Here is a 23,016-nt window from a genome sequence, read left to right on the forward strand (position 1 = left end):
CATGATCCGGTTAGAGAAGGTAAACAAATATTTCAACCGCCACAAGGCGAATCAGATCCATGTGATCGACAACACCAGTCTGGAGCTGCCGGAGAGCGGCATCGTCACCCTTCTGGGGGCTTCGGGAAGCGGCAAGACCACGCTGCTCAACGCCATCGGCGGGCTGGACCGGGTAAACAGCGGGAGCATCTTTGTTGACGGACAAAGGATTACCCGCCGCCGTTCCGGCAAGATCGATACAATCCGCAACGCGAACATCGGATATATCTTTCAGACTTTCAATCTGATGGATGACCAGACGGTTTTCGACAACGTTGCCGTGGCTCTGCGGATGGTGGGGATCCGGAACAGAGAGGTCATCCGGAAGAGGGTGCATTACTGCCTGGAGGCCGTAGGGATCTATGCGCAGAGGAACAAAAACGCGGGCGCGCTGTCCGGCGGCCAGCGCCAGAGAGTAGCCATCGCCCGTGCCATCGTCAAGAACCCGAAGATTATCATCGCCGACGAGCCCACCGGGAATCTGGACAGCAGCAATACTCTTGACATCATGAATCTCATCAAGAAACTGTCCGGGGATCGCCTGGTGCTGCTGGTCACTCACGAAGAGAATATCGCAGAATTCTATTCCGACCGCATCATCCGCATCCGGGACGGACGGGTGATCAGCGATGAGAAGAATGAACGGAAATCCACTCTGGATTATCAGCTGGAAAACCGCATCTATCTGAAGGATATGCCGGTGCAGGATCATCTGAATTCCCGGGGACTTTCCGTAGATGTGTATGCGGACAGGCCTGTGCAGTCTGCCATTAAACTGGCGGTACGGGGCGGAAATCTGTTCATTGACACCGGCGGTCAGTTCAGTGTTATCGATGAGACCAGTGATATGGAGCTGATCGACGATCATTATTCCGCCATCGACCAGAGCGTGTTTGAAAGCAGCGCGTTTGATTACAGCGCCTGTCTTCCGGAGAACTTCAGGGCGCGCTATCGCTCTGTCTATACGCCGCTGAACTGCATCGGAAAGGGGTTCGCCTCCATCCGTAAATTCCGGACGCTGAAGAAGCTCCTTCTGATCGGCTTTGTAATCGCGGCCATCTTCGCCTTCTACGCGGTGAGTCATATCGTGGGAATTCTGGACGTTCAGCGGGGCGATTTCATGAAGACGGACGAGCATTATGTCACGGTGGCCAATCCGGGGAAGAGCGCTGCCCTTGCGAAAAAGGCTGCGGCGACAAAGGGCGCTGCATACGTGATTCCGGGAGCTTCGACGGTGACATTCACCGTGCCGATGGACGATTACTATCAGACGGCGTCGCTCAACGGACAGCTTCAGGGGTCCATGGTCTCTCAGGAATTCCTGGATAAGGACCGGCTTTACGCCGGAGAAATGCCGGAAAAGTCACATCAGATTGTGGTGGATAAAATGGTGCTGAAGTCGTTCTTCGCCCAGAAGACGGGATCTGCCATCGGACTGACGAAGTACAGGCAGTTCCTGGGACGCAGGGTTACGCTTCCGGGTCTGAAGGCCTACACCGTCGTCGGAATTTCAGACTGCGGCTCTCCTTCGATTTTTGTCCGGAAGAGCCAGTTTACCGACATTCTGGCCGCTGCATCATCGGAAGCGGCGCAGGAAAATTATGACGGAGACCTCCGCAGCGGCGGCGATCTGTCGGAAACCGGTACAGACGAGAGCGGAACGCAGGTGCGGAATTACGACCTGGCGAAGGGAAGCCTGAAAATCAAATCCGGGCATAAGCCGGAGAAGAATTATGAGGTGATCGTCAATAGTTCACATTCCGAGGAAGACAAAATGAAGATCGGCAAGACCATCACGCCGAAGATGAACGGAAGGAAGCTGACTGTCGTAGGATATTACACCTCTGCAAAAGAGGGAGAGGACGCCTATTACGTGACAAAAAATACGGTTGCCCTGGATAATATCCACAGACAGAAAAAACTGTCGGTGTACTCCGAGGATCCGGAGACTCTGGTGGAGAATCTGGCTGCGAAGGGGCTTACCGGCACGGTGAACTTCAATCGTGAGAGGGAGGCCTACGTCAAATCTGTCCACGATGCGCTGAAGACGTCTCTGATCATGTCCGGAGTGATTCTCCTGATCTCGCTGATTGAGATTTATCTGATGCTGCGGTCCTCCTTCCTGTCCAGAATCCGCGAGGTTGGAACACTGCGCGCCATCGGCCTGAAGAAGAGGGACATTTACCGGAAGTTCGCCGGAGAGATTATCGCGATTACGGTAATTACCGCCACCGCGGGCATCGGCGTCATGTATTATATGATGTACCACCTCGTGAGCTTCAGCGCATACTACAAAAGCCTGTACACGGTCAGCCCTGTGACCGCCGGAATCACGTTCCTGCTGATTCTGGTGTTTAACCTGCTGGCGGGTCTGCTGCCGGTGGCGATGGTCATGCGCAAGACGCCTGCGCAGATTCTGGCGAGAAGCGACATATAGCGCGCCGGATGGCTCACGACTGCCGGCGGCCCCGAACGCAGGGCGCGCCGGAGACAACGATGGCGTACTGCTGACGCGCGCTCGCCGCGCCGGACAGATGCCGGAAGCCGCCGGCGCCGTCAGGCGCCGGTCCGCCAGCTCTGTACCATTGCCTGTATCAGAGAATCGATCTCCTCCAGCGGGATCTGATTGTAGTAAAAGATCAGCGCCGCGGTTTCCCGGTGTGTCAGCCGTGCCACCGGGGAAACGTGGATCGCCAGCTGTGCCGCCCGCCGGCTCAGCTCCTCCGGCGGCAGCGCCGTATGAACCTGCAGCGTGATATTGATTCCGGATCGGGTGTTCAGCGGCCGGACGAATCCGTCGGCGTATTTCTCAAAGGCGCTGAGTACGGCGTGCAGTTTCTGTGCATAGAGATTACGCAGCTTGCGGATGTTTGTATAGTAGTACCCCTTTTCCATGAACATAGCCAGGGTCAGCTGCTCCTCCTTGGAGCAGGTCTGATCATAGTCCTTTTTAATTTGTCCGAAAATCCTCGCCATCCCCGGAGGCAGTATCATGTAGCTGATTTTAATCGCCGGGAACAGGGTCGAGGAGAAAGACCCGAAGTACACAACATGATCGCCGCTGTCCAGCCCCTGCAGGGACGGCACCGGCTTCCCGAAGTACCGGAGCTCACTGTCGTAATCGTCCTCCAGGATGATGCTGTTATTTTCTCTCGCCCATTCCAGCAGCCTGTAGCGCCGCCCCACGGGCATCACAGAGCCTGTCGGGAACTGGTTGGAAGGGCTCACGTATACGGCCGACGGGATATTTACCGGAAGCTTTTCAATCACAATGCCGTCCTCCTTCACAGGAATTTTTGTCATCCCGAAGCCCAGATCCCGAAAAATACTCTGCACCGGCAGGTATCCGGGGTCTTCCGTCGCCACGTGGTCGATATGCATCCGCCGCATGATCCTGGCCAGATGGTTGGTCAGCTGCTGAGTCCCCGCACTGATGACGATCTGCTCCGGCGTGCACCGGACGCCCCGGGAGGTGTAGACGTATCGGGAGATTTCATGCCGCAGAACGCGTTCCCCCTGCGGATCACTTTCGGACAAAAGCAGGTCCGGGTGCTCGGTGAGCACTTTCGCCATACATTTTTTCCATTTGACAAAATCAAAGGAGCTGAGATCATATTTGTATTCAGGCTCCTCAAAGGGGTATGTGTCGAAGTCGAAGTTCTCCGGCGCCTCTCCTTCGCCGCCGGCTCCCGAACCGACCTCGGCGACATAGTAACCCGACTGCGGACGGCTGATGATGTATCCCTCCACCAGGAGCTGGTTGTAGGCTCCCGCCGCCGTAGTGATGCTGATGCCCTGTTCCCGGGCCAGACGGCGCAGCGATGGGAGCTTCTCTCCGGCCGTCATATTTCCCCTGGTGATCTCACGCTTCAGGTAGTCGTATAACTGTACATACAGAGGTCGAGAAGAACTGTTATCTAATTCGATTGTAAACGGCTTCATTTTGTTCCTTTCTGCAAACTGTACATCTGAAAATAATTAAAACTGAATGTTTAACAGAATACACTTTAGTGATATTATAAATGTGACCTCAGAAAAGGTCAATACCCTATAAGTGATAAAGCGAGAGAGCTGCGATAAAGCAGCGAAGCAATCAGGCAGTCGGGCAATAAAGCAATTGAGCAGCCGGGCGATGTCTCCGCGGGAATTGAAGATGAGGACGAGGTCAGAACTTTACAGAAAGAATCAGGTGATAAGACATGAAAAGACTGGATACGGACAAGACAATCTACAGAATCGTAATGACCGGGCTGATGATGTGCCTCATTCTGGTGGCAACCAGCCTGTTCAAAATCCCGGTGCCGGGAACGCAGGGCTACGTCCACCTGGGCGACGCCATGATCTTCCTGTCGGTATTGCTTCTCGGGAGAAATTCCGGAGCGCTGGCCGGCGGACTGGGCTCCGCGCTGGGAGATATCCTGGGAGGGTACGCCTTCTGGGCTCCCTGGACTTTTGTGATTAAATTCCTGATGGCGTTCATCATGGGGCTGGTCATTGATCTGCTGGAACGTCGGGGCCGCAAGGTTTCTGACAAAGGAGTGACGGCTGTCGACATCGTTGGCATGGCGTTTGGCGGTGCGGAAATGTGTGCCGGATACTTCCTGGCAGAGCGCGTCATCTACGGAAACTGGATTACTGCGGCTGTCGCCATCCCATGGAACATCGGACAGTTTGTGGTGGGTATCATCGTTGCCGTTGTGATTACGCAGGCTTTGTACAAGACCCCCGCAAAAAAATATTTCGCAGCGAGATAACCGATCTGCGCATCACAGCGGCACGGAACCGCGCGATGCCGCGATGCCCGCAAACGGGCTGAGACAAAACAGAATCTGAATTTTGAACGGGACCGCCGCATCGGAATTAATTGTCTGATGCAGCGGTTTTTTTCTCCGGGTCGCCGCCTGCGATGCGGATGATGTTTCGAACATTGGCATCGTCCATACCGATGAGATAATCGAACTTGTTATAGTCGGTCCGGCTCATTTGCCGGGCATAGTGGCGTTCATAGGGGACGTCATTCTCCTGCAGCTTTTTCTTTGTGCCCGGATGAATGTCATTGCCGATTTCCTCCCGGCTGGTGGCAGCAGACTCGACGAGAAAGTCTTTCTCTCTGCCCGCCTTGCGAACCATATTTCTGAACATGAATTCTGCCATGGTGGATCTGCAGATATTGCCGTGGCAGATGAACAAAATGTTAAGCATTGATTTACGTTACCTCCAATTGACGTGCTTTGTGACGGCCCGGGAAACGACCCCGGAACAGAGAGAACACCTCATAATACGTCAAGATATATCAGGCTACAACAGACCTAATGTGAGATGAAGTCCTGGCGTTTATTTTTTGATACTCCAGTTTGGTGTGATATACTTATTATATCGAACAGGAATAAAAAATCCAAAAAAGTTTTCAAAATGATGTCACATTTTTGCGGTTTCCGAGGTTTATATATATGGAAACGTAAAAGGATGGAAAACTAATAAATACAATATTTATCCTGAATTATCAGATGCGTACCCAAGGACAGAGTTGGTAAAACTAACAGAACTAGGGGGGGAAGATGTCTTATGAAATTTTTAACAAAAAAATGGAACATACCTCCAGGGAAAGAGAGAACTGCAACTGTGGCAACCCTTGCGGCGCTCGTGGTAGCTCCTGCTTTATGGGTTTTGTCAAATTGGATACTTTCTGATGATTGGTTTTCAGCTGCGTGGACTATGATACCAATCTTCTTGGCGATGCAGTATGTCTTTATAGGTTTCTGCAAATGCACTACGCCACTTACGTTCCGTGCACATATGATAGTACGATGGGTGGTTTGTGTGGCTCTTTGCGGAAAAGTGATTACCTCAATTGTTCTGATCCTTACGCAGGGTTTTAAACCAGGACTACTGGTATATGAAGTGATTCTGGCGTTGGTAGGGATACAGTTTTTAAGGAATGGTTATTATAAGCCAGATGATGAAATCTATAATGAAGAATAATGGTAATCTGGCCCCAACGGAAAAGTATAGATACGCCCTAATCACACTTCTTCTGGTACTGGCATTTTTTCTTGCGGCATGTCAAAAAACTGCCTGGTATAAAGAGACGCTAGATTGCGAGGAGTTAGCGAAGTATGATGAATCCACGCAGACTATCGCTTTTATCGATACAGGAATAAGCAAGGAAATTAGAAGAGGATTTCAACATAATTGATAAGTACCGATGTGGAAATAACGTGGTCAGAAAAGGAATGTCAAACCGAGTAATGTACAGAAAAGAGGGGAAATGATGTGGAAAGCTTAGTAAATCGAGAATTCGGTCACTGTTTGAGTAAATGAATTTTAGAAATTCTTTTTTTATTGAAAGGGAAATATTAGGAGCGGCATCATGGAAAAGAAACGTTATTCAATATATTTATTTATATCAGTGCTTCCGGCCCTGGCCAGTGCACAGGCAGCATATCGGACTGATGAGAATCTTCCGTATGTTACCAATTTCTTATTATTACTGGTTGTCAGTTTTGCAGCACTTACAACATGGGATTATTTCCGAAAGAAATCGGTTAGGCGAGACGTAGTAGTGTATCTCTTGAAGTGGACAGTTCCTTTTTTGTGGGGAGTGGCATTTTCTAAATTGTTCTATACGTTAGGAGCATCAGAGCCGGGGATAAGCCTTTCGGCAAGGGGATTGTTATATGCAGGTGCCGTATACTACTCGCTGTTCTTGTCAATTTTCTATCTATCTCAGAGAAAACGTACATGATGGCACATATCTGGTAAATTGACAAAGCATAAAGGTATGGAATTGAAAATAGCAGATTACTACACAGCCTTATGTCCATGACGGCGTGGGGCTTTTTCTTTGTTCGGAACAAAAGTAAATAGTGTCTGCCCATTAAGTCCCCGTCGGAATTAATGAGCGCTGACGGCAGTTTGTCAGCAGCGCCGCGGCGCACCATCCAATGGAAGGGTGCGCCGGCAGACACTAATTGATGCTCGTGCTCAGGGATTCGGCCGTTTCCGAATCCCACTGCCGCAAGGTTTTCGGATGAAACGTCTGAAAACCCTGCAGCAGGCTACCGAATATGTTCTTTGTATTATTGATATTTCAAGCATATTCGGTAGCTGAGAACACATTAAATACGCAATCAGGCATCAAAGGCTTCCGCAGGGCAGGCGAAGTCTGTTCTGTATTTTTCCTTGACGAGAGCCACAAATGAGTTTACACTGAAAAAGTAACTGTAAAGACACATGTCTTGTTAAATAAATGGAGGTTTGGAAATGGAACGTAAATATGCAGTACTTGTGGTGGATATGCTGAATGATTTTGTAACCGGAGCATTGAAATGTGACCGTGGTCTGGCAATCGTGCCGAAGACGGTTGAGCTTCTCAAAGGCTGCCGGGAAAAGGGAATCCCTGTGATCTTTTGCAATGATGCGCATCTGAAAGGCATTGATCACGAACTGAAGCTGTGGGGAGACCATGCTATTGCAGGCACCAGGGGTGCAGAGGTTATTCCGGAGCTGGAATTGTCAGATAAGGACTATGTGGTGCCAAAGCGGCGTTACAGCGGATTTTTCCACACAGATCTGGATCTTCTGCTGAAGGAACTGGGAGTAGACACTGTTGTCATAACAGGTCTCCACGCGCACATGTGTGTTCGCCATACATCCGCAGATGCATACCAGCTGGGCTACGATATTGTAGTTCCTAAGGATGCTACAGATTCCTTCACAGAGGAAGATTACAACATGGGAATCAGATATCTGAAAGAAGTTTACGGAGCGGAAATTACGGATGTAGACAGTTTCCTGGCCAGTCTGTAAAAGAAACGGCTGCATACCGATTATCTAAGGCATCGCACCAGCGGTGCTTTTTTGTAGAAACTGTTGGAAGTGCAGGCGGTATTATTATATAATAGGAACTGAATCTGAGTTAGTTTTGCCTTGAGTATATGGAGGAAGAACGAGGTGTTAGGAAAGACGCATCTTGCGGTAGGCGTTGCTACAGCGCTCATAATAACGCAACCTCATTCATTAGATGAAATCGTGGCTACCGTTATTGGGGGTGCCGTAGGTGGAATCATCTGTGATATAGATGTAAAAATTGACAGAAGCAACAGATTTGCAGAAAAGGCTAGCACAGATGCTCTATACGGAGAAATTGCAGCAGGTATTTTGGCAAGTTCGTTGCTCTTGGCAAATTGGTTCATGGAAGGAACAGTATGCCGTGTGGTAGCAGACAATGGAATGCTTGCGATACTAGGTGCAGTTCTATTTTTAATACTGTTTGTTATCGGAGAAAAAAGCAAACACCGTGATAGAACTCATTCGTTGTTTTTTATGATCGCGTTTACCATTTCAGTGATGCTGATACACCTTAATATCGGATTAGCATTTCTGTTTGGATATGCTTCTCATTTAACTATTGACTTACTTAATAAATCTCCTGAGAGATTATTCTATCCGCGGAAGAAGGGAGTTTGCTTTAAGATCTGTTATGCGGATCGATTCGGGAATGAGCTATTATTTGTTATAGGAATAGCCGTTATCGTTTTATATTTTTATGGAGTGGCTTCGTATTTTATATAAATTATAGTGTATGCTCATTAAGTCCCCGTCGGACTTAATGAGCGCTGACTGCAGTTTGTCAGCAGCGCCGCGGCGCACCATCCAATGGAAGGGTGCGTCGGCTAATTGATGCTTGCGCTCAGGGATTTTTATGTATACATACGCCGGAAATGAGTATACAAAAAGCAAAGGAAAGATAATTGACATGCTATATAATTTATACGATTAAAAAAATAGATTATTATGGCGCTCACGAATCAGGTTGCCAATTTATGTTGCCACATTTTTGTTTTTTTTTCGAAAATGTGGCAGATTTAATGGAGAAAATTTACATATACGGCTCAAAACGCCTTAAAACGCACGGTTAAGTGTACCTAACCATACGTTTTTCATGTGAACTGCGTAGGAGAAGGACAAAAAACGCATACAGAGTACAGTTTTAGAGCTGTACTGTGAAAATTTTAAATATTCACGTGAAAATTCTGCCACATTTTTGGATTTTTTTGGAGATTGTGGCAACTCCTATTATGTTGATAGGATTCAAATGAATTGTATGATGGAGAAAAATCGTTTGCCTGTATTTCCAAAGTCTTATATTTTGTTATCCCTTGATTCGGCTCGCTTTTCCGCAGATATCTGCAATTTATGATCGGGCGGAGACGTTAAGCTGTATTCTGCGCATTATAATTTCCATTATTTTCTACTGTTAATCCACTACATATAGTGCTATAATAGGTGATGCAACGCACATGATGTGCTGTTCGCAAAACAATCTGAATTTAATCAGTGTCTGCTCATCAAGATTCCGTTGGACCTGACGGGTGCTGACGATAGCTTCTAGCAGCGCTGCGGCGCGCCGTCCGATGGCAGTCTGCGGCACGTCAACTACCGGCGCCCGCCGCCTTTGCTGAAGTTGTCGGGGTCTGCGGCTCGCCGTGTATCAGTGGCGCCCGCTCGCCGGTCGTGGGCTTGTCCGTCGTGCGACAATCGCTCGCCCAGCGCCCGCCAACAGTCGGAAGGGCTCGCTCGACGACCGAGGTGTGCAGGAACTGTAATAACTAATGGAAAAGGAGTTGGAATAATGGCAATATCGGATATCAGTGAAAATGCTTTGAAGGTCCTGGAGAAACGGTACCAGGGAAAGGACGAGGACGGAAATGTGGTGGAGTCTGTGGAGCAGATGTTCCGCCGGGTTTCGGACACCATCGCCAGAGTCGACGCTAATTTTGACAATACGGCGGACACAGGGAAAGTGTCCGATGAGTTTTTCGAACTGATGACCAGCCTGCGGTTCATGCCGAATTCTCCGACACTGATGAATGCCGGACGGACGCTGGGACAGCTGTCCGCATGTTTTGTGCTGCCCGTCGGAGACAGCATGGAGGAGATTTTCGATTCCGTGAAGAATGCGGCGCTGATTCATAAATCCGGAGGAGGGACGGGATTCTCGTTCTCCCGCCTGCGTCAGAGCGGTGCGTCTGTAAAATCCACCGGTGGAGTTGCCAGCGGTCCGGTGAGCTTCATGAAGGTCTTTAATGCGGCTACAGAAGCGGTCAAGCAGGGCGGGACCCGTAGAGGCGCCAACATGGGTATTCTGCGGGTGGATCATCCGGACATTCTGGAGTTCATCGACTGCAAGGCCAACAACAGCGACATTACCAACTTCAACATCAGCATCGGAATCACCGAGAAGTTCATGCAGGCGGTAGAGGAGCAGACTGATTACGACCTGATTGATCCCAAGTCCGGAACCGCGGTCGGTCACCTGAGCGCCGTCAAGGTTTTCGAGCTCATTGTGGATCATGCGTGGAAAAACGGAGAGCCGGGAATCATCTTTCTGGACCGCCTGAACCGGGACAATGTGGTGCCGTCCCAGGGAGAGATCGAGAGTACAAATCCATGCGGGGAGCAGCCGCTGCTGCCCTATGAGAGCTGCAATCTCGGTTCCGTCAATCTGACGAAAATGCTTCGCAGAACCCTGACCGGATACGAGTTCGATTTCCGTCTCCTTGAGCAGACCGTCAACGAGGCGGTGCATTTCCTGGATAACGTAATCGAAGCCAATAATTATCCGCTGGACATCATCGCGGAAACCACCCGGGCCACCCGTAAAATCGGGCTGGGCGTCATGGGCTGGGCGGATGCGCTCCTGATGCTGGAGATTCCGTACAATTCCGAGGAGGCGATTCGTCTGGCGGACAAAGTCATGGGCTTCATCAACAACACCGGACATGCGGCCAGTGCGAGACTGGCGGAAAAACGGGGGAGTTTTCCTTTGTTCTCCGTCAGCACCCTCAGAGAGGGTCCCGCAATGCGGAACGCAACCGTCACCACCATCGCGCCTACCGGAACGATTTCCATGATCGCGGGATGCTCCTCCGGCGTAGAGCCGGTGTTCGCCTATGCTTTTGTGCGCAACATCATGGACGGAACAGAGATGGTAGAGGTGAATCCGATCCTCATGCATAAACTGGAAACTCTGGGCCTGGACAAGGACAGGGCGCTCCTGAAGCGGATCGCCAGAGAGGGAACCATCGCTCATATCGAGGAGATTCCGCAGGAAGTCCGGGATGTGTTCGTCTGCGCTCATGACATCAGGCCGGTGGATCACATCAGGATGCAGGCGGCGTTCCAGAACCACACAGACAATGCGGTCTCCAAGACTGTCAATTTCCCGAAGGAGGCCACGCGCGGCGATGTGCGGGAGGCGTATCTGCTGGCCTATGAAGAGGGCTGCAAGGGTGTGACGATTTATCGCGACGGAAGCCGTGAAGAGCAGGTGCTGAACATCGGCGAGGTAAACCATGGGAACAAAACCACTGCCCCTGAGACGCCTGCGGCGCCTCTGCATGTGGAGCCCCGCCCCCGTCCGGAAATCACCAGAGGCTTTACGGAAAAGGTCCGGATCGGCTGCGGCAACCTTTATATTACAACCAATTACGACGAAAACGGAATCTGTGAGGTGTTCACCAGCACCGGAAAAGCCGGCGGCTGTCCCAGCCAGAGCGAGGCTACGGCCCGTCTGGTTTCCGTAGCGCTGCGGAGCGGCATCTCCATCGAGGAGGTTTACGATCAGCTGAAGGGAATCCGGTGCCCGTCAACCATCCGTCAGCAGGGAATGAGCTGTACCTCCTGCCCGGACGCCATCGCCAAGGTGATCATGAAGGTGTCCAAGGCCATCGAGGAGGAGCAGAAAAACGGTATTACGGCGTCACTGGCACAGGAACGGGAGATGCTGAAAAGCAAGCCGCTTCCTAAGCCCGGAACGGTGAATATCCCGTCCAACTCGGCTGAGATCCACGTCTGCCCGGAGTGCGGCGGCCCGGTGGAGCACGAGGGCGGCTGTGTGATCTGTCGTAACTGCGGCTTCAGCAAGTGCGGCTGAAGCCGTGTCTGCACGCCCGCCGCATCGGGAACAGTCTGACGAAAGGAGCCTGACTTGGAGCAGCTGACACCCTATCTGATAACTGTCATAAAATGTCTGGCGGCCATTCTCGCAGCGATTTTTCTGGGGAATGGCGCTGTCTATTTCTTTAACAAAATGCCGGCCCGGTGGTTCTGCGACTATGGCGAGGCTCCGCCCAATGAAGCATCGAAGAAAACACCGAATGGATCGCCTGAGGGAACATCGGAGGAACCGACGGGTTCCGGCAAACGCCGGATTCGAAGCCATCCCTGGAAAATCGTTTTCACGATGCTCTTTGTCGTGCTGGGGATTTGGCTTGTCATCGATGACTGGCGTTTCGCCGTTGCCGCACTGTGCAGCGCCTGGCTGCTGATTGAAATGGCAATCGGAGACGTCCTCTGCCGGATTGTGCCGGATCAGCTGATTCTGCTGCTGGGCGTCACCGCGGTGGGCTACCTGCCGTATTATGATAACTGGCAGTTCTGCGTGATCGGCGGACTGGCCGGCTTCGGCCTGATGGGCTTTGTGGCTCTGCTGGGAAGACTTATCTACTGTCGGGACACGGTGGGCGGCGGAGACATCAAGCTTTTCGCGGCACTCGGCTTTGTCACAGGCGCCTACGGCATCGTTACGATCTTTGTGGCAAGCACGCTGCTCAGCGCAGCGCATTTTCTGTTTCTCATGGCACAAAAAAAGGTGCGGCGCGGCGAGAGCCGCCCGATGGTTCCGTACATTGCTGTTGCGGCGATCGCGTACCTTGCGTTTTTTTGGGGAATCCCCGAAATGATGTTCAGTCTGTAGAGCGGCGACGCTCCGGATGCAGAAGTGATGACGCTCCGGTTGTAGAAAATTGTGGATTCAGATGGCAATGTTTGCTATAATGAATAATACAGTACGTCCGGAAGGAAGACCATGGAACGGAATATTCTGCTGACAATCGAATACGACGGAACCGGATTTTCCGGCTGGCAGAGACAGCCGGACAGGAGAACCGTACAGGGAACGCTGGAGGAGGCGCTCTCCAGAGTCTGCGCCGTACCCGTTCAGGTAGACGGCACCAGCAGGACAGACGCCGGCGTCCATGCGCTGGGACAGAGAGCGAGCTTTCACGGGGATTTCGGAATTCCTGTGGAGCGCATTCCGCTGGCGGTAAACAATCTGGTTTCAGAAGCAGGGAAAGACGGGGATATGAGGATCCGGAAAGCGCAGCTCGTGCCGGAGGGATTTCACGCCCGTTATGACTCGAAGGGAAAGAAGTACCGTTATCGGATTCACAATGGGGAAGAGATGCCGGTATTTTTGCGTAACTACCGTTATCACGTGCGAGGCGCGCTGGACGCGGCCGCGATGCGCCGCGCCGCGGAGCACATCACAGGCACTCACGATTTCGCCTGCTTCCAGGCTGCGGGAGGAACTCCCCGTAAGACGACGGTTCGGACAGTCCGTCAGCTTACAGTCAGTGAATGTGCCGCGGACGGCGGCAGGCTCATCGATATCGATGTCGCCGGAGATGGGTTTCTGTATAACATGGTCCGGATCATAGCTGGGACGCTGGTAGAGGCGGGGCAGGGAAAAATTCCGCCGGGGGCGGTTCCCGGTATTATCGCGTCACGGGACCGGCGCAGAGCCGGACATACGGCGCCTCCGCAGGGACTGTACCTGACAGAGGTATATTACTGATTACTGAAGGCCGGGGCGGACCGCAGAACAGCCGGAACAGATGAAGGGACGGAACAGGCTGCAGAAGAGCCGGAACGGATGAAGGGCCGGAACGGACTGCAGAACAACCGGAACGAACGGATAGAGGTACGGATATATGGCACATTATGAAGATAACAGGCCCTCATGGGATGAATATTTCATGTCCATGGCGGAGCTGACCGCAAAGCGCTCGACCTGTCTCAGGCGGCATGTCGGCGCGGTGATCGTCAAGGATCGCCACATTATCGCCACAGGCTATAACGGCGCGCCGAGAGGCGTGGCGCACTGTGCGGAGAAGGGAGGCTGCCTGCGGGAGGAGCTGGGAGTTCCGTCCGGAGAGCGTCACGAGCTCTGCAGGGCGCTTCACGCGGAGCAGAACGCGATTATTCAGGCGGCGACGCTGGGACAGAGCATTGAAGACGGTGCGATCTATATCACCCATCAGCCCTGCGCCATCTGCGCCAAGATGATTATCAACGCGGGAATCAAGCGCATCGTTGTCCGGGAGGGGTATCCGGACAGCCTTGCCGTCGATATTCTGGATGAAGCCGGCCTGAAGGTCATAACGATGGGAAAAGAAACGACAGAAAAATAGAGGAAACCAATGGAAGTAAGCAGGACAGTTGTCTTTGGCTCCTTTGCGCTGGCATTTGTGATCGCGCTGGCGGCTACGCCCCTGGCGATCCGGATCGCCCCGAAGATAGGAGCCATGGACATTCCAAAGGACAGCAGAAGAATGCATGATCACGCGATGCCCCGGTTCGGCGGGATGGCCATATTTCTGGGCACCATGATTTCGATGATTTTCTTTCTGCACGATAAGCCGAAAATGCTGCCGGTGCTGATCGGCGGAACGCTGATTTATCTGCTGGGAGTCGTGGATGATCTCCGCGATCTGGACGCCCGGGTCAAATTCGGCGGACAGACCGCTGTCGCGATACTCATGTATGTGATGGGCCTGAAGATCGAATTCATCAGCAATTATATCGCGGGCGAGGGACTGTGGCGCTTCGGAACGATTTTATGCTTCGTCGTCACAGTGCTCTGGATCGTGGGAATTACCAATACCATCAACCTGATCGACGGGCTGGACGGGCTGGCGGCCGGCGTGACTGCCATCGCGTCCCTGGCCATCGCATATGTCGCGTATATTCACGGCAATCAGTTCGGGTTCCTGATCGTCTGTGCCGCGATGATGGCGGTGGCGGGCGGCTGTATCGGATTCCTGCCGTATAATTTCTATCCTGCCAGAATTTTTATGGGAGACAGCGGTTCGCTGTTTCTCGGCTTTATGATCGCGGTGCTTTCTGTGGTGGGTCCGCTGAAGCGGTCCACGATGGTGGCGGTGGTAATCCCGGTCATGGTGCTGGGCATTCCGATATTCGATACGTTTTTCGCGATTTTCCGCAGGGTGATTAACCGCAGACCGATTATGCAGGCGGACAAAGGCCATCTTCATCATCATCTGATCGCGTCCGGCTACGGACAGCGCAGGGCCGTTCTGATGCTGTACGGGATAAGCGCCATCATGGGGATGGCCGCTGTCCTGATCAGCCGGGACCTGTACAAGGATTCCTTTGTCCTGATCGGCATCGCATGTATCTACCTGTATGTATTCCTGACCGATCCGAATCATAAGATGCCGCAGATCAAGGCGATCAACATCGAGAAGGAAGAGAAGGAGGAGCAGAAAGCAAGGAAAAATGGAAAATTATAACGAATCTGTTGATGATTTTTTTGAGGTGAGGGAAAAATGAATTTATCAGAAATCGTACCAGTAAAATTTACCGGTGACAAGATGCTTGTGCTGGACCAGACGAAGCTGCCGGGGGAGCAGAAGTATCTTGAGATGACGACGAAGGAGGATGTCTTTGTCGCCATCAAGAAAATGAAGGTCAGAGGGGCCCCGGCCATCGGCGTGGCTGCGGGATACGGACTCTACATTTCGCTGAGAGATTATGACGGGACGAATCTGAACGAGTTCAGAGAGAAAGCGCACAAGGTCGCCGATTATCTGGTCAACGCGCGCCCCACCGCCGTGAACCTTTCCTGGGCTCTCAAAAGGATGCTTGCCCGGCTGGATGATTTCCGCGGATCGGTGTCCGGCGCGAAAAAGCTTTTGTTCGAGGAGGCGGACCGCATCCGTAAAGAGGACGAGCAGTCGTGCCGCAAGATGGGAGAGTACGGTCTGACACTCCTGAAGCCGGGAATGGGGATCCTGACCCACTGCAATGCGGGCACGCTGGCGACCGCCAAATACGGGACCAGCCTGGCGCCGCTGTACCTGGGGCAGGAGAAGAACTACCGGTTCCGCGTATTCGCGGACGAGACGAGACCGGCTCTGCAGGGGGCGCGGCTGACCGCATGGGAGCTGAGCAAGGCAGGCGTCGATGTAACGCTGATCTGCGATGATATGGCCTCTATCGTCATGAAGAACGGATGGATCGACGCGGTCCTTGTGGGCTGCGACCGGATGGCCGCCAACGGAGACGGAGCGAACAAAATCGGAACCTCCGGAGTGGCGATTCTGGCGAAGGAATACGGGATCCCGTTCTATATGTTTGTGCCGACGTCCACTATCGACTACGATACGCCGAAGGGCGACGACATCGAGATCGAGCTGAGGGACGGCCGGGAGATCTGTGAGATGTGGTACAAAACCAGAATGGCTCCGGTCGGCATCAAGACATACAACCCGTCCTTCGATGTCACCAGCGCAGAATACATTACAGCCGTTGTTACGGAGAAAGGCATCGTGTATCCTCCTTACGAGGAGAACCTGCAGAAGCTGCGGGAGAAATAACAGACAAAGACAGATACGGAGGGGACTCGCAGAAGCTGCGGGGAAATGACAGACAAAGACAAAATGGAGAGGAAAAAAAGTTTTTTAGAAAAGTATGTAAAGATTATCGTGGTGCTGGCGGTGGTCGCCGGATCCTCGTCCGGGATCTTCGGCGCCGCGATTTCAGCACCGTCCATGGCTATCGGGTTCTGGAGGCTGACGCTGGGCATGCCGTTTTTTGCTGTTCCGGTGCTGCTGCACCAGAGGGAACAGCTGAAGGCCATCGAGAAGAAGGATCTGCTCTGGACCTTCGCCGCGGGAGCGTTTCTGTTCGGCCACTTTTTCAGCTGGTTCACTGCCGTCAAGCTGACGAATATCGCCAGCGGCGTGGTGCTGGCGGCGCTCCACCCGCTTGTGGTGCTGGTGGTGACGGTTTTCGTGTTCCACCGCCATGTGGGACGGCGGCCCGTGATGGGAATCGTCCTGGCGCTGCTGGGCGGCGTTCTGGTGGCGGGGCTTGACAAGAGCCAGCTGTCCTCGGGGAATTTCAAAGGAGACGTTCTGGCTTTCATGGCCGCGATGTTCATGGGCTTTTATTTTGTGATAGGTAATGAGGTGCGCAGGAGAGTGGCGGGACCGCCGTATGTGTTCCTGTGCTTCCTGTCCTGCTGGATCTGTTTCTGCATCGGCATGGTGGTGACAAAGACTCCGGCACTGGGATATTCCGCGCACGACTATGTGCTGCTGGTCGGGCTGACGCTGGTCTGCCAGATCGGCGCCCACGCGGTATTCAACCTTTGCTTTGGTTATGTGGATTCCCTGTATGTTTCCGCCTGGGAATCCGGAGAATCGGTGTTTGCCATCATTCTGAGCCTGATCTTCCTTCATCAGATTCCGACGTCGTGGGAGGTGCTGGGGGCTGCAGTCGTGGTCATCGGCCTGCTGTACTACAATTACTGTACAGGCCTGGAGGAGAAGGCCAGGACGGAGATACGCGGGAACAAATGAGGTAGCGGATGAGTTACAAAGTCAGACTTCCGATTTTCGAGGGGCCCTTCGACCTTCTCGTTTACCTGATCGAAAACGCGCAGATGAGCATCTACGATATTCAGGTGTCGGAAATTACAAGTCAATATCTGGACTACATCAGTGAAATGCGGCAGCGGAACGTGAACCTGTCTTCCGAGTTCATGGTGCTGGCGGCGGAACTCATCGAGATTAAATCCAGGATGATACTGCCGAAGCCACGGCTGGACGAGGAGCTCCTGAATGTAGAGGATCCGCGCAGCCAGCTGGCAGAGCGGCTGCTGGCGTACAAACGCTGTAAAAAGCAGAGCGAGATGCTGGCGGAACAGGAACGCGCTCAGTCCGGCGTGTTTGAGAAACCCCAGGAAGACATTTCAGTGTATCTGGACAATCCGGACGTCTATCTGAACCTCAGCATAGAGGATTTCGCAGGAGCGTTTCACGCGTTTCTCGGCCGAAAACAGAGAATCGAAGCGGTTCGCCGCCACTATACCCGCGTAGAGCGCGAAAAGGTCACCATGGAAAACCGCATGGAGCTTATCCGGAGAATCTTCCGGAAAACGACGGCCGGCGGCGCCACCTCTGTTCCTTTTCAGGAGCTGGTTCCGGATCTGCGGAACCGCTATGATGTTGTGGTCTCCTTCATGTCCGTCCTTCAGATGATGCGGGACCGTTACCTCGACGCGGTACAGAAGAAGACCTACGGGGAGATTACGGTAATTGCCGGAGAACGGGACTTTGACCGGCCGCCGGATGAAGAGGGGACTGAACGCGAGTACGGGAACAGGCCGGAAGACCGACACGGCGGCGGACGCGGCGACCGGCCTGAGGAGGATCAGAATGACCAGTAGAAAAGTGATTAAATCGGCTTTCGAGTCGATGCTGTTTGTCTGGGGACAGCCGCTTCCGGCAAAGGATGCTGCGGAAATTTTCGATATCAGCGAGCAGGAGGCTATTGGCTGCTTTGAGGAGCTTCAGGCGGAATACGAACAGGAAGGCCGGGGAATCCGGATACGTAGAGTGGGGAAATCCTTTCAGTTTGTGACCTGCGGTGAGAACGAAACGTTCGTGCGGAGGCTTTGTACTCCGGTAAAAATCAAGAAGCTCTCGCAGGCCGCGCTGGAGGTCCTTGCAATAATCGCCTACAAACAGCCGGTGACAAAGGGCGAGATCGATTCCATACGGGGAATCCGGTGTGACCGCGTCGTGGAAGGCCTTCTGAAGAAGGGTCTGATACGGGACATGGGACGTTCCGAGGCGGTCGGGCGGCCGGTCCTTTACGGAACGACGGAAGAGTTTCTGAAGCATTTCGGCTTCTCCTCTCTGAAGGAGCTTCCGGATATCGAGGATATCGAAGGGATTATGGGAGTCGATGACGACGAAGGTGAAGAAGAGGATTCGAGACAGATCTCGATAGAAATGGAGATGGCAGATGGCAGTGGAACTCATTGAGGTGGAATGCCCCGGCTGCGGGGAGATGATTCAGGTTCGCCAGGAAGAATTTGTGGATGTAAAAGAAAATCCGGAATACCGGGAGAAGATTATCGAAGGGGACTTTTTCCTCAACCGGTGCCCGTCCTGCGGAGATGTGGTTATGGTGGAATATCCGCTCATGTACATGGATCCGGACCGGAAACTGAATTTCTACATGGCGCCGGAGCACGAGGACGACCTGCTGGAGCAGCTGAACAGTCTGGAGCTTCCGGAGGCTGCGGTGGACGCGGAGGCGGTGTTCCGCCTGGTTCCAAACGGTCTCGGCCTGACGGAGAAGATTCTGATTGCGGAAACGGGACGGGATGACCGGGTGCTTGAGCTCTGCAAATTTGTAATCTGGGATCAGGTCAGGGAGGAATGGCCGGATCTGGAGCCGGGCGATCTGCTGTACATGTTTGATGAGGACGGGGAATATTTTGTGATCTGGCCCTCGGACAACGGACAGGACGAGAAGCTGACGATTCCTCTGGACGCAGAGCTGTACCGGGAAATCGAGGAGCATTACATGGATGCGCTGGCGATACCGGCGGGGAAATACGCCGAGGTTGATCAGCGATGGATCGGCGAAAGGTTTGAGCGGTAGCGGCAACGTACGATAAGAGTTTCCGCAATAATATTTCATGAGGCTTATCATCTGAACTTCGTGTGGTTGTTCTCCTCTTTTCTCTCTTTTCTTAAGATAGAATGACCACACGTACTTCTGTTATATTTCTCTTTTTACTTAATTTTGGGATTCATTAAAGCTGCTTGAATTCAGCATTCTTCAGGGACTTTCCATTGGGTGCATTATCCCTGTTTCTGTTCTGTCGACTTATGCTGTATAGTTGTACTGTGTTTATTGGTCAACTTACGATAATCCGCTGAGCGATATACGGAACCTCTGCTTGAACGCACGAAACAGTGCCCAGACTTGTAGCCACGACCCCATTATCTCTTTGAACACATTCATCCCTAGGAATCTGTTATTATGATGACTTATTGCAAGCGCAACCAGCATACTGCTGTGTAGATTCAGTATCACTACCACATAAGTTTTCTCGGGTTTGTAGTAATTACCGTGGTATTACTTATCATTTATCTGCTTGACATCAAATGTTCCTTTGGATTTCTGCTATATCTCCCGGAAATCCTTTTGAACGAGAGATTTCGGTTCTATCCTATCGCATTTTACTGTAGTTTTTTCAAGACATGATAATCTCCAATAATATTATTATATCATTTTTTTAAGCTCTACGTTACAGGACCCCTTCATACCGGACGAAAATAAAAATGAAAAAATTCCCGACTTTGCCACTTGTTTGAAGTAAAAACTCCCACAGGCGTGTAGTTGCACGCTTTTGGGAGTTTCTTCTCTAGAATTATGTGACGTACTTAATATTTCATCCTAGAACGTTTTAATCTGCTTCTTCAATTTCCGGATCTCCCCATCGGAGTACAGTTTCTTTGGAATCTTCAGGTCAAAAGCATCCAGGATCTTCAATACATCTTCTGTATCTGCATTCGCAAACCAATAACTGTCATCTCCCATAGGAACCACGCCCCACTTCTGAAGAGCCTCCTGCACACGTCTTCCGGAAATTCCATAGGTCCAGTTGCGGCCATCATTCTTGGATCTGGGATTTTTCAGTAAATATTTCCTCTGAATCAGTCGAACCATGATCAATGCGATCATGCAGATCAGAAGATGCGCATGAATGTGTTCTTTGGTTTTTACAAACATCGGACGTGTTTCCAGAGTGCCTTTCATTTCATGGAACTGATCCTCAATTCTGGAAAGACCGTGATATTTATCAATGACTTCCTGCGGGTCCATGCCCAGTTCACTTGTTCTAAGCTGGTAATATCCCATGAGTGAGGTGTACTGTTCCAGTTTTGTTTCATCGATCATTGCAAGCAGTTTATCGGAATCCAGAATCTCTCCGGTATCCTTGTTCACGACGTCTTTTGACAGGAATCTCCTCAGACTTCTGGCCTGTGCATGGGTGACACGAAAAGATGACGGACTGTCCTTCAGTTTCCTGATAAAGTCAAGGAACTTCCTGTGTTCGGCAACATCGCGGGCATAGAATTTTCTGCTCCAGTAAACGACGGATTTCTGCTGAATTGTCCGGATATTCCCCTCCGCATCCCGGACTTTCCTTGTAATGATACGGGATTTGAATTTGAAATTGTCATCCACAACGGTATATCCATCCTGATCCAGTGTCCATTCTACGTCATTTTTCGTTGATTTTTTCAGGCTCTTGCTGATGATGTAACCGTTGCCGTCATCCAGAAGGCGGCACATAATCGGTCCTGTGCAGATCCCTTTGTCTGCGATAAATATGGATCTTCCGGAAAACCCCAGTTTCGTAACGGTTTCATCATATGTCGGAACAGCCGTCTGATGGTCCAGGGTATTTCCGGGAAACAGATTGATGGAAATGGGAATGCCGTTGCGATCAAGGAACATCGCCATCTGGACAATCGGTTGCTTCCTCTGCTCCTTGCAAACACCGTTCTGCCGTATGCCTTTGCCAATGATGTTGCCGGCTTCATCTTCTTCCTCAGGATCAGGATCACCAATCTCAAAGTAAAAATTCGTTACATCGTAGAACAGAAGAGAAGTATCTCTGCCCATACCTTTCATGATGGACGAATTAATTCTCTGCATGATTTTAAAGCGATTTTCATAGACGACATCTAATGTGTCATAGACATGATAGACATAAGAGTCATCCTTGACCAATGGTACATAGTAGTCATCATTCTCGCGGGCAGTAGCAAATTTCGAAGCCGGACGGCAGATTCTTCCGTAGACCAGAAGCCGCATGTAATTTGCAAGATCGTAGGTGATTCTGGAGTTATGCTTGATCGTTGCCATGAGGGAAGCCAGTCCGAGGTCATGAAAAATCGGATCCAGAAGGATCTGCGCACACATACGCGGATGTGCATACTCTCGTAGAAAGAGTTCAGTTGAATCTGACAGCCCATGTTTAGAAGGCACCAAAGGCTCATTGCAGTAAGGAAGCAGCGAATCAATTAAAGGTTTCCCGTCTTTAAAAGACTGCTTCAGTCGTCTGACATAGTCCGGCTTACCATCATCAAAACGAGATAAAGGACCGATCGATAGTTCGGTATGCTTGTAGGAAGTGATTTTGGAAGGATCTTTTTTTGAAGGTCTGCGAACACTTCGAACAAGTCTGAGATAAGGAATTCCGTTATTATTGTAGCATTCAACGAACATAGTCACCTCCGTTACATACCTATAACTCTATATATAATTATATCACAAACGCAAGAAAAAATCCAGCAGAAATACTGGATTTTCAATGTTTTTTTATGTATTTTTAGTTTGTTTTTACCTCTTCAAGTGGCAAAGTCGGGTTATATCATTTTTTTAAGCTCTACGTTACAGGACCCCTTCATACCGGACGAAAATAAAAATGAAAAAATTTTAAAATAATGTCACATTTTTGGGACTTTCGAGCTTTATATATATGAAGACGTATTTTAGAGGAGGATAATAATCTAACACTCTGAAGGATTAAGGAGTACTGAAGATTATATGAAGCATAATGAAGAACAATGACATAAGTTGCAAAGAAGCTAAGAAGATAGTGAAAAAAAGGCTCTGGTTTGCGTGGATTCTTTGCGTGACGGTAATTGTGGCTGAAGCAATTATCTGCCGCACATTTTACGGCAGCTATGCTTCACTGATGTTGCACGTGAAATATTATATTGGCGGAGCGGTAGCGGCAACTCTGATTTACTTCATCTATACAAGGCTTTTTCTGAAACCTCAGTCTGGGAAATCTCGATGAATGGGGAAACGGCCGGCAGAGTCGATGATATCCGCCGATTGATATTAAATTTACAGATCGGGTCGCTTATTACAATGCTTTTGATGAATATTATGTTAATCATAATCTGAATGCGATGGAAAAGCTGTTTGCCGGGTATCTGAATGCAAGGTTAGACAGCTATCTGGCAATGCTGGAAGAATGAAGATATTGCGGAAGTGTGCGGGAGCGTT

General features: G+C 51.1%; 20 protein-coding genes. 17 read left to right on the forward strand and 3 right to left on the reverse strand.

The window, feature by feature from the left end; translation table 11 throughout:
• The first annotated feature begins 1 nt into the window (after window position 1).
• Window positions 2-2,476, forward strand: a complete 2,475-nt coding sequence (locus BHK98_RS10195) for an ABC transporter ATP-binding protein/permease (protein WP_075713970.1) — start codon at window positions 2-4, stop codon at window positions 2,474-2,476.
• Between the two features lie 119 nt (window positions 2,477-2,595).
• Here BHK98_RS10195 and pdxR read toward each other — a convergent pair whose 3' ends face one another.
• Window positions 2,596-3,981, reverse strand: a complete 1,386-nt coding sequence (gene pdxR / locus BHK98_RS10200; protein ID WP_075713972.1) for a MocR-like pyridoxine biosynthesis transcription factor PdxR — start codon at window positions 3,979-3,981, stop codon at window positions 2,596-2,598.
• Between the two features lie 257 nt (window positions 3,982-4,238).
• On the opposite strand from pdxR, the gene BHK98_RS10205 reads away from it, so the two are divergent.
• A complete protein-coding gene (locus BHK98_RS10205) occupies window positions 4,239-4,793 on the forward strand; it encodes an ECF transporter S component (protein WP_075713974.1) in 555 nt (184 codons plus the stop codon).
• A gap of 106 nt (window positions 4,794-4,899) precedes the next feature.
• On the opposite strand, the gene BHK98_RS10210 is transcribed toward BHK98_RS10205, so the two are convergent.
• Window positions 4,900-5,241 carry a low molecular weight protein-tyrosine-phosphatase gene (locus BHK98_RS10210; RefSeq protein ID WP_075713976.1) on the reverse strand — a complete coding sequence of 114 codons (342 nt, stop codon included), beginning with the start codon at window positions 5,239-5,241 and terminating at the stop codon, window positions 4,900-4,902.
• 363 nt (window positions 5,242-5,604) lie between these two features.
• Between BHK98_RS10210 and BHK98_RS10215 the strand changes: the two genes are divergently transcribed.
• From BHK98_RS10215 to BHK98_RS10285, 14 genes are all read left to right on the forward strand, one after another.
• The gene (locus BHK98_RS10215) at window positions 5,605-6,021 is read left to right on the forward strand and encodes a hypothetical protein (RefSeq protein WP_075713978.1); all 417 of its coding nucleotides are present in this window, start codon (window positions 5,605-5,607) and stop codon (window positions 6,019-6,021) included.
• 388 nt (window positions 6,022-6,409) lie between these two features.
• Complete coding sequence (locus BHK98_RS10225; protein WP_075713982.1) at window positions 6,410-6,784, forward strand: hypothetical protein; 375 nt, start codon at window positions 6,410-6,412, stop codon at window positions 6,782-6,784.
• A 518-nt stretch (window positions 6,785-7,302) separates the two neighbouring features.
• Window positions 7,303-7,848 (forward strand): cysteine hydrolase family protein, encoded by a 546-nt coding sequence (locus BHK98_RS10230; protein WP_075713984.1) that lies wholly within the window; start codon window positions 7,303-7,305, stop codon window positions 7,846-7,848.
• Between the two features lie 144 nt (window positions 7,849-7,992).
• A complete protein-coding gene (locus BHK98_RS10235; protein ID WP_075713986.1) occupies window positions 7,993-8,613 on the forward strand; it encodes a metal-dependent hydrolase in 621 nt (206 codons plus the stop codon).
• Between the two features lie 1,060 nt (window positions 8,614-9,673).
• A complete protein-coding gene (locus BHK98_RS10240) occupies window positions 9,674-11,977 on the forward strand; it encodes a vitamin B12-dependent ribonucleotide reductase (RefSeq protein WP_075713988.1) in 2,304 nt (767 codons plus the stop codon).
• A 54-nt stretch (window positions 11,978-12,031) separates the two neighbouring features.
• Window positions 12,032-12,799, forward strand: coding sequence for a prepilin peptidase (locus BHK98_RS10245; RefSeq protein ID WP_075713989.1), 768 nt, complete (start codon window positions 12,032-12,034; stop codon window positions 12,797-12,799).
• A 111-nt stretch (window positions 12,800-12,910) separates the two neighbouring features.
• Window positions 12,911-13,678, forward strand: a complete 768-nt coding sequence (gene truA / locus BHK98_RS10250; RefSeq protein ID WP_075713991.1) for a tRNA pseudouridine(38-40) synthase TruA — start codon at window positions 12,911-12,913, stop codon at window positions 13,676-13,678.
• Between the two features lie 136 nt (window positions 13,679-13,814).
• Complete coding sequence (locus BHK98_RS10255) at window positions 13,815-14,294, forward strand: deoxycytidylate deaminase (RefSeq protein WP_075713993.1); 480 nt, start codon at window positions 13,815-13,817, stop codon at window positions 14,292-14,294.
• Window positions 14,295-14,303: 9 nt separating this feature from the next.
• Window positions 14,304-15,416, forward strand: coding sequence for a glycosyltransferase family 4 protein (locus BHK98_RS10260; RefSeq protein ID WP_075713995.1), 1,113 nt, complete (start codon window positions 14,304-14,306; stop codon window positions 15,414-15,416).
• Between the two features lie 36 nt (window positions 15,417-15,452).
• A complete protein-coding gene (gene mtnA / locus BHK98_RS10265; protein ID WP_075713997.1) occupies window positions 15,453-16,502 on the forward strand; it encodes an S-methyl-5-thioribose-1-phosphate isomerase in 1,050 nt (349 codons plus the stop codon).
• Between the two features lie 45 nt (window positions 16,503-16,547).
• Complete coding sequence (locus BHK98_RS10270) at window positions 16,548-17,489, forward strand: DMT family transporter (protein WP_075713999.1); 942 nt, start codon at window positions 16,548-16,550, stop codon at window positions 17,487-17,489.
• An 8-nt stretch (window positions 17,490-17,497) separates the two neighbouring features.
• Complete coding sequence (locus BHK98_RS10275) at window positions 17,498-18,358, forward strand: segregation and condensation protein A (RefSeq protein WP_075714001.1); 861 nt, start codon at window positions 17,498-17,500, stop codon at window positions 18,356-18,358.
• Window positions 18,348-18,959 (forward strand): SMC-Scp complex subunit ScpB, encoded by a 612-nt coding sequence (gene scpB / locus BHK98_RS10280; RefSeq protein WP_075714003.1) that lies wholly within the window; start codon window positions 18,348-18,350, stop codon window positions 18,957-18,959. The genes BHK98_RS10275 and scpB overlap by 11 nt, the downstream gene beginning before the upstream one ends.
• The gene (locus BHK98_RS10285; RefSeq protein ID WP_075714005.1) at window positions 18,940-19,584 is read left to right on the forward strand and encodes a CpXC domain-containing protein; all 645 of its coding nucleotides are present in this window, start codon (window positions 18,940-18,942) and stop codon (window positions 19,582-19,584) included. Before scpB ends, BHK98_RS10285 begins: the two co-directional genes overlap by 20 nt.
• A gap of 801 nt (window positions 19,585-20,385) precedes the next feature.
• Here BHK98_RS10285 and BHK98_RS10290 read toward each other — a convergent pair.
• The gene (locus BHK98_RS10290) at window positions 20,386-21,921 is read right to left on the reverse strand and encodes an IS1634 family transposase (RefSeq protein ID WP_075712359.1); all 1,536 of its coding nucleotides are present in this window, start codon (window positions 21,919-21,921) and stop codon (window positions 20,386-20,388) included.
• A gap of 637 nt (window positions 21,922-22,558) precedes the next feature.
• Between BHK98_RS10290 and BHK98_RS10295 the strand changes: the two genes are divergently transcribed.
• Window positions 22,559-22,804 carry a hypothetical protein gene (locus BHK98_RS10295; protein ID WP_075714007.1) on the forward strand — a complete coding sequence of 82 codons (246 nt, stop codon included), beginning with the start codon at window positions 22,559-22,561 and terminating at the stop codon, window positions 22,802-22,804.
• Window positions 22,805-23,016: the final 212 nt, after the last annotated feature.

Origin of the sequence: Hornefia porci (assembly GCF_001940235.1) — a bacterium.
Classification (GTDB): Bacteria; Bacillota; Clostridia; order Peptostreptococcales; family Anaerovoracaceae; genus Aminicella; species Aminicella porci.